The following is an 11,638-nucleotide window of genomic DNA, read 5'->3' on the forward strand; positions in this document are numbered from 1 at the left end:
TGGCCGATGTTTATTAAGGTGTCAATAATCCCGACATGTCCGTGACGCCTCGGATGTCCTGAGGTGCGCGCCGACAAAGGCGTGATCTACGAAAGGTATGCGCGGATGCTTTCGCCCCGCCGACTGGCAGCGACCGGCGCACTCCTCTCGGCCCTGGTCGCCGGTGTGCTCGTCGTCCTCGTCCTCGCCGACCTGATCTCGCTGGGCGCGGCGGCGGCCGCGGCCGCGTTCCTGGTCGCGCTGGTGGCCCTCGCGTTCCTGGTGCTCATCGTGCGCCGGGTCGACGGCAAGGCCCACCGCATCGACCTGCGGATCAAGAAGTACGAGACCGAGCTGGCCCGCACCACCACCGCCCTCAAGAACCTCGACACCAGGCTGGACCTGCTGGTGCGGGCCGTGGAGGATTCGGCGGCACGGCGTGCCGACGACCTCGGCGCGATCCTGGCCTCGCTCGGCGAGGACCGGGTCAACGCCATGGTGCGGGCGCGTGAGCTGGAGGAACTACGCGAAGAGGTCCGCGCGCTGGCCAAGGACGTCGCCGTATGACGAGCCGGGTCAGGCACAACGACTACGGCGTGCTGCGGCCGCCCGCGATCGGGGTGTGGCAGCCCTCGCTGACCGTCTCCGTGGTCATCCCCGCCTACAACTGCGCGGAGCCGCTGAGCCGCATGGTCGAGGCGCTGGCGCGGCAGACGTACCCGGCCGAGCTCGTCGAGGTCGTCGTCGCCGACGACGGTAGCGAACCTCCGCTGGACGTGCCGGGAGCGCGGGTCGTCCGGGTGTCCGAGGGGTGGGGGCGCGGCGCGGCCCGGCAGACCGGGCAGCTCGCGGCCGCCGGGGCGGTGATCCACTGGCTGGACTCGGACATGTTGCTGGCCGAGGACCATCTCGAGGCGCACATGCGCTGGCACCACCTCATCGACTACGCGGTGGTGATCGGCGATACGCGGTTCGTGGAGACTCCGGGCGAGGAGGGCGTCCAGTCCGCGTACACGAGGAAGACGCTCGAGTCGACGCGGCGGCTCAAGGACGCCGGATCCAGCGCGTACCTGCAGCACACGGGCGCGTCCAGCTCCGTGCGCGCCGACCTGCTGCGCGCGGCCGGAGGCGTGGACACCGGGCTGAACATGGCCGAGGACACCGAGCTGGGCTACCGGCTGGCGCAGGCTGGGGCCGTGTTCATCCCCGACGCCGAGGCCAGGGCGTGGCATGTCGGGCCCTCCACCGTGATGTTGCGGGAGAAGGAGGTACACCGGCACAACTGGTCGTACCTGGGCGATTTGATCCCCGATCTCCGCTGGCTGCGTAACCACCCGCGCCGGCACTGGCTCGTGCCGTACCTGCGGGTGGTCGTGACGGCCACGACGTACGAGCAGACGCGGGCGAGCGTGGACTCGGCACTCGCCGGGACCCTGACGGACGCCGCCGTCACACTCGTCGGGCCTTGGGGCAAGCTGACCGGCGAACGCCGGGCCAACCTCGACGACCCCCTGCTCGACCTGCGTCTTCTGCACAATTTGTACGCGCACGAGCCGCGCGTCGTGTTCGCGGAGAGCGTACCCAGCTCCGCCGCCCCCTCCCCCTTCCTGCTGCATCTCCCGACCGGATGGGTGCTGGGCGCCGACACGCTGGCCAAGCTGGTACGGCACGCCGACAAGGACCTGCTCGGGCTCGTGAGCGTGGCGCTGACGGAAGGTCAGCACGGCGTCGTCGCCGCCCGGCTGGAGCGCACGGCCGCCTTCTCCCGAGCCGCCCTCTTCGACGGCCGGCCCGATGACCTGGTGGACGAGATGTACGGGTCCGAGTGGGTCAGCGGGAGCGAGTACGACTTCGCGACCGCGGAAGAGGCCGAGCCGCTGACCGGAGACGCGGCCAAGTGGCGGACGCTGGCGAGCCGGCGACAGGGGGAGATCAAGGCGCTGCAGGGTGAGGTGGCGCGGCTGAAGGCCGAGGTCGAGCGGCTGTCGGCGGCCGCCACGCCCCAGCCTGCCGAAAGCGGTGGGCGAGGGCCGTTGAGCTCGCTGATCAGGCACCTGCGGAGCGCCGGATGATCCCCGAGTTGCTGGCGGAGTTGCGTGGGGCTCGCGTGTTCTTCGCCGGGATCGACGACGTCGACCCGATCTACGCCGCCGCGGCCGACGGCTCCGTCGCGGCGGGCCGCTCTAGCGCGGCAGGCGGGTCTGGCGCGGCCAGCGGGTCCTTGGAGGGCGGCCGGAGTGTGGTCGTCGATCTCGATCGTGATCTGCTGGAGCCGGCCGTTGTGCCCGAGCCGGTGCGGGAGGTCCTCGTGCTGGCCAAGACGCCGGCCGACCTGCGGCGCATCGCCACACTGCACAAGCTGCTGCCGCAGGCCGAGCGGGTGGTGGTGGCGGTGCTCGACACGCCTGCCTCCCATCCGGCGCCCGTGCCGACGCCGACGCCGGCGCACCGGTGGCGGTCGCTGACCGATCTACGGGTGTACCAGCCCAAGAACCGCGTCTGGGTGGTGGACGCCCGTTTCTCTGCGCCCACGCCTTCCGGTCGTACCGTGGCGGCCACGGCGCGGGCGTTCGCCGGGCACCGGCTGGACGTGATCACCGCGCCCGCGGCCGCGATCGCGGGCGTCGGGGCGGCCGACTGGCGGCCGGGCGACCCGAACGCGACGCCTACCGAGATCACGGGGCCCGTCCCCGGGCGGGTCGGCGCGCCGGGCAGCGACATGGTCCTGCGCACGATCGGCGGCCCCGGCCACCGTTCCACCCCGCTCCCGTCGGCCGGACGCGCCGACGGGACGCACGCCCCTGGGAGGGGCGCCACCGCCCCAGCCTGCCAGGCGGCCCCCACAGAGGCCGACGCCGTCGCACCGGCCGCGGGCACCAGCGGCGCCGCCCAGCCCAACGTGGCGACCACGCCGGCCGACGGCACGGTCGGGGCCGGAGGGGCCGAGCAGGTGGAATCGGCCCGATCGGCTGAGGACTCTGCCCCTGTCCAGCACGCCGAAGACCCCAGCCCGAACGGGCACGCCCGCGGCGCTGACACGCACGGCCACGCCCGCAGCAGAGACACCCACGGCCACGCTGGCAGCAGGGACACGCACAGCCACGCCGGCAGCACCGACACGCACGGCCACGCCTGCGGCACGGACACGCACGGCCACGGCCGAGGCCCGGACACCGACGGCCAGGCCCGAGGCGCGGACACTGACGGCCAGCGTCGGGGCGCGGACACCGACGGGCGGGGCCGAGGCGCGGACGCGTGGGTGGAGGAGGCTGGGCTGGTCGAGTGGGCGGGGGATGAGACGCCCATCGAGCGGCCGACGATTCAGGCGGCCAGCTGGGAGCGCCTCGGCCGCCCCGGAATGGCCGATTCGCCGCTGGCCGATCCCGACGTGCTCGGCGAGCCCTCGATGATCCCCCCGGTGGACGAGCGCCTGGTCAACCCCATGGGTTTCGTGACGACCCCCTCCCGGGGCATGGCGTCCCTGGCCGAGCGGGACGGCCGGTGGTCCGTGGTGCTGGATGGGAAGGTCGTGACGTCGTTCGCCGAGTCCGGCGGCGTCACCGACGCGGACGTGGCCAGGCTGCGCCAGATCCGCGGCGTCGAGGTGGACTGGCGGCACGCGCACAGCGGCCCGCTGACCGCCGTACGCGTGCTGGCCGGACTGTCCGCCGCCGGCGTGCCCCTGGTGGCGGCCACGGTGCCGCGCTGGGCCGGCGCACTCGGCAAGGAGGTCATCGAGCTCATCGGGCGCTGCCCGGACCTCACCGACGAGCTCCGGAGGGAGGAGCACAGCATCCGCCTGCGCCGGGCGGCCCTGCGTACCCACGGGGTGGCCGCCAGGTGGGAGCAGCTCGGCGCGCCCGCCCCCGCTCCCCCGCTCACGTCGGTGCTGCTGGCGACCCGCCGTACCGACATGGTCGCCTTCGCCCTCGACCAGATCTCCCGCCAGCGTGACGTGCAGCTCGAGGTGATCCTGGCCCTGCACGGGGTGCCGAAGGGCCATCCGGATGTGGCGCCCGCGATCGCGGCGTACGAGGGCCCGCTCACCGTGTACGAGGCCGACCACCAGGCAGTGTTCGGAAAGGTGCTGAACGAGGCGGCCGCGAGGGCGTCGGGCTCGTTCCTGCTGAAGATGGACGACGACGACTGGTACGGCCCCGACTTCCTGTCCGATCTGCTGCTGGCGCACTCGTACTCGGGCGCGCAGGTGGTCGGCACGGTGCCGGAGTTCGTCTACTTGTCCTCCATCGACGTCACCGTGCACCGCAAGCAGATCACCGAGCAGATCACCAGCTTCATCGCCGGCGGCACGATTCTGGTGGAGCGCTCGGCGTTCCAGGCGGTGGGCGGGTTCCGGCCGTTGCGGCGCTCGGTGGACACCCAGTTTCAGGAGGCGCTGCAGGCGGCCGGCGGCCAGATCTACCGGACCCATGGGCTGGGTTACATCTTGCGCAGGGGCCCGGCGGCCAATCACACGTGGCAGGAGCCGATCGGCACGTTCCTGCAGCGCAACAGGCGGCAGTGGCGCGGCTTCCGCCCGAACGCCCTCATGGAGCTGGACGGGAGCCTGCGCCCATGATTCCTCGGATCCCCCACAACGACTTCGGCGTGCTCGCCCCTCCCGCCCTGGGCGCGTGGGAGCCGGCACTGACCGTGACGGTCGTCATCCCCGCCCACGACCGCCAGGAGACCCTGGACCTGACCCTGGCCGCCCTCGCGGCCCAGAGTTACCCCGAGCATCTCCTCGACGTCATCGTCGTGGACGACGGCAGCGCCACCCCGCTCCGCCTCCCCGACCTCACCCCGGCGAAAACGAAGCTGATCTCCAGCCCGCCGGGCGGCTGGGGCCGGGCGTGGGCCGTGCAGGCTGGCCTGGACGCCGCGACCGGCGAGGTGGTGTTCGTCCTGGACGCCGACATGGTGCCGCACCGCCGACACGTGGAGGCTCAGCTCCGCTGGCACCACCTGGCCCCGTACGTGGTGGCGCTCGGCTGGATCGACTTCACCGCGCCCGGCGCGCTCCCCTCGCCCGAGCAGGTACGCGCGGCCGTGGAGTCCGGCGCGGAGGACGCCCTCTTCCCGCTGTCCGCCCACCGGCACGACTGGGCCGAGAAGATCATTCACGATTACGACAGCCTCCGTAGCGCGCCCAGCTCGCTGGCGACCCGCATCCACGTGGGGGCAACGGTGTCGTACCCGGCGGCGCTGCTGCGCTCGATCGGCGGCATGGACACGGCGCTCGTCCTGGCGGAGGACACGGAGCTCGGCTACCGCCTCACCCAGGCGGGCGCGGTCTTCGTCCCCGACCCGGAGTCCAGGGCCTGGCATATCGGCCTGCCCACGGCGATGCGCGACTTCGCGGCGCTGAAGCGCTACAACGACCCGTACGTCGCCGACCGCGTCCCCTACCGCCGCTACCTGCGCACGGACTCCGGCCGGCAGTGGCGGGTGCAGTATGTGGACGCCACGGTGCCGTCAGGCTCGTACGAGGACGTCCGGGCCACCGTCGACGCCCTGCTGGCGTCCTCGATCCCCGACGTGGGGGTCACGATCATCGGGCCGTGGCAATCCCTGACCGGGGACCGCCGCTCCCCGCTCCAGGACCCGGACCTCGACCTGCGCCTCATCCACGCCACCTTCGAGCACGACCCGCGCGTCAGCCTGGCGGCGTCCCCGGCCCTCACCGGCGCCCCGTTCCGCCTCCAGCTGCCCGCTGGCTGGGTGGCGTCGGAGGACACGCTGGAGCGCCTGGTCGCGTACATGGAGGAGCACGACTCGGGCAGGCTCTACATCGCCCTGGAGGAGACCGCGGAGGGTGTGACCGTGGCCCGTCTGGACCGCACGGCCGCCCTGTCGAGGGCCGCCCTGGTGGTCACCGGGGACGACGACGAGGACGACCTGATCGACGCCCTGTTCGGCGTGGAATGGGTGGACGGCGAGACCTGGGGCTTCAAACGCCGCCCGGCCGTCTATCCGCCGCGCAGGAAGCCGCTCTCTCCGGTGGCCAAGCTCACGGCCGCGCACGAGAAGGAGATCGCCCTCTACCGCAAGCGGGTGGCCGCCCTCCGCGTCGAGATCGGGCAGCTGAAGCGGGAAACAGGCAAGAACGGTAGGGACGCGGCCCGCTGGCGCGAGAAAGCCGAGGCCTGGCGCCGCGAGGCGGTCCGTCTGGCCCGCGAACAGAACCGCACCGTGCTCAAACGAGCCGTCCGCCGCGTCCGCAACCTGGCCTTCCCGGACGCCTGATAGCGGATCGCTTCGCAGGGCCTCCGTTTCGCCGATGTCTAGTCGTCGCCCTCTACGCGCATCACGCTGGCGACGGCGCGGACGATGTCCAGCTCCCGCAGCCCCTCCATCGTCGCCGACAGCGCCGCGTCGGTGGCGCGGTGGGTGACGATGACCAGCTGGGCGTCGTCACCGTGCCCCTCCTGACGCACGGTCTGGATCGACACGTCGTGCTTGGCGAACAACTCCGCCACGCGCGCCAGCACACCGGGCTTGTCGGCCACATCGAGCGCCACGTGGCAGCGCGTGACGGTCTCGCCCATGGGGTGCACGGCCAGGTCCGCGTACGTCGACTCCTCGGGCCCGCGGGTGCCGGCCAGGCGGTTGCGGCCGACGGCCACGATGTCGCCGAGCACGGCGGAGGCCGTGGGAGCGCCGCCGGCGCCCTTGCCGTAGAACATCAGCTGACCCGCCGACTCCGCCTCCACGAAGACCGCGTTGTACGCCTCCCGCACCCCGGCCAGCGGATGCGTCCGGGGAATCATGGCCGGGTGCACCCGCACCCCGAACGAGCGGCCGTCGTCGGAGCGGGCGCAGATGGCCAGCAGCTTGATGACGTAGCCCATGGCCTTGGCCGAGGCCACGTCGGTGGCGGTGATCTCGGTGATGCCCTCCCGGTGCACATCGGCGGCCGGCACGCGGCTGTGGAAGGCGAGACCGGCGAGGATGGCGGCCTTGGCGGCGGCGTCGAAGCCCTCGACGTCGGCCGTCGGGTCGGCCTCGGCGTAGCCGAGGGTCTGCGCCTCCTCCAGGGCGTCGGTGAACGACGCGCCCGTGGAGTCCATCTTGTCGAGGATGTAGTTGGTGGTGCCGTTGACGATGCCCAGCACCCGCTTGACGTGGTCGCCGGCGAGGGACTCGCGCAGCGGCCGCAGCAGCGGGATGGCCCCGGCGACGCTGGCCTCGAAGTAGAGGTCGCCGTTGCCCTTCCTGGCGGCCTCGTGCAGAGTGGTGCCGTCCTCGGCCAGCAGGGCCTTGTTGGCGGTCACCACGGACTTGCCCTTGGACAGGGCGGAGACGATCAGCGAGCGGGCGGGTTCGATGCCCCCGATGACCTCGACGACGATGTCCACGTCGTCGCGGGCGACCAGCGCCTCGGCGTCGGTGGTGAACAGCGCCGGGTCCACGTCCACGTCGCGTTTGCGGCCGAGGCGGCGCACGGCGACCCCGGCCAGCTCCAGCGGCGCCCCGACGCGTGCCGCCAGGTCGCCGGCCTGCTCGTGCATGAGCCTGATCACCTGCGAGCCGACGACGCCGCAGCCCAGCAGAGCCACTTTCAGCGGTTTCACAGCTGCCCCCTCAGAAGGTCGTCCTCGGTCTCACCCTGCACGATCACCCGCGCGGCGCCGCCGGAGACGGCCACCACGGCGGGCTTGAGCAGGTAGTTGTAGTTGCTGGCCAGCGATCGGCAGTAGGCGCCGGTCGCGGCCACGGCGATCAGGTCGCCCGGCGCGAGGTCGGCGGGGAAGTGGCAGTCGCGCACGATGATGTCGCCGCTCTCGCAGTGCTTGCCGACGAGGCGGCTGAGCATGGGCTCGGCAGTGCTCTCACGGCTGGCCAGCACGGCGGTGTATTCGGCGCCGTAGAGCGCGGTGCGGACGTTGTCGCTCATGCCGCCGTCGACGCTGACATAGGTGCGCAGCCCTTCGACGTCCTTGACGGTGCCGACCTCGTAGAGCGTGATGCCGCCTGGGCCGACGATGCCGCGGCCGGGCTCGACGGTCAGCCGGGGCACGGGCAGGCCCGCCTCCACGCACACCTTGCTGACGATCTCGCGCAGCCCGTCGGCGAGCTCCTTGATGTCGGGCGCCTCGTCGCCTTCGACGTAGGCGATGCCGTAGCCGCCGCCGAGGTCCAGCTCGGGCAGGACCACGCCGTGCTCGTCCTTGATCTGCACGAGCAGCGCGGCCAGCCGCCGCGCGGCCACCTCGAACCCGCCCGTGTCGACGATCTGGGACCCGATGTGCGAGTGCAGACCGACGAGCTCGAGCTGCGGGAGCGCGAGGATGCGGTGCACGGCCTCCGCCGCGGTCCCGGCGTTGAGCGACAGGCCGAACTTCTGGTCGTCGTGCGCCGTCGCGATGAACTCGTGCGTGTGCGCCTCGACTCCGGTGGTCACCCGGATCATCACCTTGGGGCGCTTGCTCTGCTGCTCGGCGAGGTAGCCGAGCCTGGCGATCTCGTCGAAAGAGTCGACCACGATGTGCCCGACCCCGGCCTCCAGCGCCCTGGACAGCTCGGCGACGGACTTGTTGTTGCCGTGCATGGTGATCCGCTCGGGCGGGAAGCCGACGCTGAGGGCCACCGCCAGCTCGCCGCCGCTGGCCACGTCGAGCCCGAGGCCCTCGTCGTCCAGCCAGCGCACGATCTCCTTGCACAGGAACGCCTTGCCGGCGTAATGCACCTCCGAGCCGGCGAACGCCGTGGCGTAGTCGCGCATGCGCGAGCGCACGTCGTCCTCGTCGAGGACGTAGAGCGGGGTGCCGTGGTCGCGGGCCAGGTCGCGGACGTCCACTCCGCCGACCGTGAGCGTGCCATCGGTCCGGGTCGACGTTCGCGGCCAGATCGCGGGGTCGATCCGGTTGAGGTCGGCGGGCGCCTGCGGCGGGCGCTCGTGGGGCAGCATCTCGGCATGCCGGTCCCCGGCGGGATGGACGAATCGGCTCACCCGATCGAGGCTATCGGAACCGCACCTACGCCATGACCCGCTGCCCACGTATCGAGACGCGATCAAGGGGTGATAGAGGAGATTTTTACGATTTTTCGCCGTTTAGCCGGATATTTTGCAAAACGTCATAGCCGGTCCGGGCCCATCACCACTCCCCCGACGGCCTCCGCCAGCCGCACCCGCGCCGTGTGCACCGCCGTGACCGGCTCGTCCCCGCGGGGCACGGCGGGCGCGTGCTCGTGAGCGTCGTGGAAGGCCAGCGCCAACCGCACCAGGTAGGTCTCCCACCCCGGATCCCTGCTGACCACCCGTCCGGGCAGCTCGGCCAGCACCCGCAACACCTGTCGATCGTACGGGTCGTCGAGCGCCTCGGGCCGGAACCCGGCCTCCGGCACCCCGAGCTCCCTGGCCCACCGCCGCACGGCGCGGGCCCGCACATGCGCGTACCGCACCACGAACCCCGGGTTGTCCCAGGTGCGCGGAAAGTCCGGCCACGCCGGCTCGGGGATCTCGACGGGCTCCATCGACTCCAGCAGCTCGCCGGGCACCGCGACGGTGATCCGCAGGAACCCGTTGCCCCGCACCTCCACGTCCGCGACCCCGGGCACCGCTCGCACCCGTTCGGCGAGCGCCTCCGCGGGCGCCCGCCGCCGCAGGGCCGCGGCGGAGAGGTAGACCGCCTCCCGCTCCCACGAACCGTCGGGCACGGGCGGCTCCCCCAGCGCGCCGGCCAGCTCCCGTACGGTCACACCGACGACTCTAGATGAGCGCGTGCGGCTCGGCGGAGCCGTATTCGACCAGGTGGGCGGCGCCCAGGAGCCAGCGGTCCTCGTCGCGCACCCGGACGTAGCCGAACCTGTCGGCGGAGAACACCTTGATCCCGTCCGTACGGCACTGCCGCATCAGGACCTCGTCCCAGTCGTCCGTCAGGTCGGCGAACCCCAGCTCGCGCAGCGCGTTGCGGCGGGCCAGGAGGGTCGCGCCGGCGATCTCCGGGAGGTAGGCGTATTCGGCGTCGGGCTGCTTGAGCAGCGTGGCCTGCGGCTTGCGCAGGTGGGCGTAGAAGGCGCCCTTGCCGACGATGTCCGCGCTGCTGAACAGGAAGGCCCGGCGCAGGTCGGACAGGTAGTGCGGCCCGTACACGTCGCGCGGGTCCATGACCGCCACCAGGTCGGCCTCGCACAGGTCGAGCCCGGCGCTGAGCATCGCACCCTCGCTCATCGAGGGATGCGGGCGGCGGTAGATCACGTCCAGATCCGGCAGCACGTCGCGGGCGCGCAGCTCCGCCTCGGGCGGGCCGATGACGATCACCTGGGCCACGCCCGTCTGCTTGGCGACCTGCGCGAGACCGTGCTCCATCAGGAAGGGATCCATGATCGGCAGCAGCACGGAGGTGTTGAGCGTGGCGCGGGCGCTGGGCAGGCCGATCGCCTCCAGCATCTCGTCGATCCGCTCGGTCATCGTGCCCATCTGGTACGCCCGCCGCAACGCCACGTGCGCCCGCCGCGAGTCCGGCTCGGTGCCGATGGACGTGCCGCAGGCGGCGATCTCGGCCAGCCGCCACTGCGGGGTCCCCGGCGGACAGTCAGCCGCGGCCGGCCAGCGGTAGGAGGTCAGCACGTCGGGGTAGGTCAGGTGGCCGGGCAGCAGCTGGTCGAGCGTGAGCACCCGGTCGATCCGCCCGCCCGCCAGCGGCAGCGGGTTGTGGATCCTGGGCTGGATCCCGAACTGCAGCCGCGGCCAGGCCACCGCCAGGTCGTTCGTGAACCGGTGCTCGAACAGCTGGGCGGTCGCGGCGTAGTCGCCCACGTCGCCCTGCGTGTGCCAGAAGACGGTGCGGATGCCGCGCTCGGCGCACCAGGTCAGCAGCGCCTTGATGCCCTCGCCCGGCTCGCCGATGATCTCCTGGGCCCACGGCCCCTGCGTGACCGACTCGACGACGAGCAGGTGGGGCACCTCGAGCGGGAGCACCCGGGCGAAGTCACGCGGCGTGAAGCCGGTGGTCTGGCGCCATTCGTAGCGCAGCAGCGCCTCGGCGTGCGGGTCGGCGATCACCGCGGCCGTCAGGTGCGGCCGCGTGTTGGGACCGGTCGGCACCCGGAACGGCTTGAGCTTGAACGAGGCGCCCCCGAGCGTCCTGGTCGAGGTCGTGGCCTGGAACGCGGCCCCCGGGCGCTCCTCGGTCTGCTTGAGGGGCGCGGGCGGCTTGCGCTTGGGCGCGGTGGGCCGCTTGACCGGCTTGGCGGCGCCCCGGAGGCCCCTGGCGAGCCGCACCGGGTTGCTCTTGCCGCTCTTGATGGCGTCGCCGAGGCGGTTCCAGCGGGCGACCTTGATCGAGGACAGCTTCCAGTTGGCCACCTCGGCCTGGAAACGCTGCTCGGCCAGCTCCTTGCGGAGCTTGTCCGCGGCGGCCTGCTCGGCCGCGAGCCGTTCCTCGGTCTCGCTCAGCCGCTCGGCCAGCGCCTTGGCCTCCTCGACGCTCCGCTCGGCCGCGGCCAACCGGCCCTGGGCGGCGTCCAGCAGCCTGGCCAGCTCGGCCGCGCGCTCGGCCTGGGCGATGGCATCCCGCAGCGCCCGACGCGTGCTCTCAAGCTCAGTGCTCACCGGTCCTCCTTCGTCGGCCCGGCGACAGCTCGCTGCGTCTGATTGTGCGCTCGCTCCGCTCGCAAACCATGCCTCCGCTCCCTCAGCCCGGCAAAGGATACT

At 72.3% G+C, this 11,638-nt stretch carries 8 protein-coding genes; 4 read left to right on the forward strand and 4 right to left on the reverse strand.

Features of this window, described 5'->3' with window-relative positions; all coding sequences use genetic code 11:
• Nucleotides 1-105: 105 nt before the first annotated feature.
• Genes Q9G87_RS22560 through Q9G87_RS22575 form a run of 4 tightly spaced genes read left to right on the forward strand, consistent with a single transcriptional unit; the run spans nucleotide 106 to nucleotide 6,225 of the window.
• Nucleotides 106-546 (forward strand): hypothetical protein, encoded by a 441-nt coding sequence (locus Q9G87_RS22560; protein WP_305918403.1) that lies wholly within the window; start codon nucleotides 106-108, stop codon nucleotides 544-546.
• Nucleotides 543-2,051, forward strand: coding sequence for a glycosyltransferase (locus Q9G87_RS22565; RefSeq protein WP_305918404.1), 1,509 nt, complete (start codon nucleotides 543-545; stop codon nucleotides 2,049-2,051). The genes Q9G87_RS22560 and Q9G87_RS22565 overlap by 4 nt, the downstream gene beginning before the upstream one ends.
• Nucleotides 2,048-4,558 (forward strand): glycosyltransferase, encoded by a 2,511-nt coding sequence (locus tag Q9G87_RS22570; protein ID WP_305918405.1) that lies wholly within the window; start codon nucleotides 2,048-2,050, stop codon nucleotides 4,556-4,558. The genes Q9G87_RS22565 and Q9G87_RS22570 overlap by 4 nt, the downstream gene beginning before the upstream one ends.
• Complete coding sequence (locus Q9G87_RS22575) at nucleotides 4,555-6,225, forward strand: glycosyltransferase (protein ID WP_305918406.1); 1,671 nt, start codon at nucleotides 4,555-4,557, stop codon at nucleotides 6,223-6,225. The genes Q9G87_RS22570 and Q9G87_RS22575 overlap by 4 nt, the downstream gene beginning before the upstream one ends.
• A 38-nt stretch (nucleotides 6,226-6,263) precedes the next feature.
• On the opposite strand, the gene Q9G87_RS22580 is transcribed toward Q9G87_RS22575, so the two are convergent.
• From Q9G87_RS22580 to Q9G87_RS22595, 4 genes are all read right to left on the reverse strand, one after another.
• Nucleotides 6,264-7,553 carry a homoserine dehydrogenase gene (locus Q9G87_RS22580; protein WP_305918407.1) on the reverse strand — a complete coding sequence of 430 codons (1,290 nt, stop codon included), beginning with the start codon at nucleotides 7,551-7,553 and terminating at the stop codon, nucleotides 6,264-6,266.
• The gene (lysA, locus tag Q9G87_RS22585; RefSeq protein WP_305918408.1) at nucleotides 7,550-8,932 is read right to left on the reverse strand and encodes a diaminopimelate decarboxylase; all 1,383 of its coding nucleotides are present in this window, start codon (nucleotides 8,930-8,932) and stop codon (nucleotides 7,550-7,552) included. The genes Q9G87_RS22580 and lysA overlap by 4 nt, the downstream gene beginning before the upstream one ends.
• 125 nt (nucleotides 8,933-9,057) lie before the next feature.
• On the reverse strand, nucleotides 9,058-9,681 hold the full coding sequence (locus Q9G87_RS22590) for an anticodon-binding protein (RefSeq protein WP_305918409.1): 624 nt from the start codon (nucleotides 9,679-9,681) through the stop codon (nucleotides 9,058-9,060).
• 10 nt (nucleotides 9,682-9,691) lie between these two features.
• Complete coding sequence (locus Q9G87_RS22595) at nucleotides 9,692-11,536, reverse strand: hypothetical protein (RefSeq protein ID WP_305918410.1); 1,845 nt, start codon at nucleotides 11,534-11,536, stop codon at nucleotides 9,692-9,694.
• Between the last annotated feature and the right edge of the window lie 102 nt (nucleotides 11,537-11,638).

Origin of the sequence: Nonomuraea turcica (genome assembly GCF_030718205.1) — a bacterium.
Taxonomy (GTDB): domain Bacteria; phylum Actinomycetota; class Actinomycetes; order Streptosporangiales; family Streptosporangiaceae; genus Nonomuraea.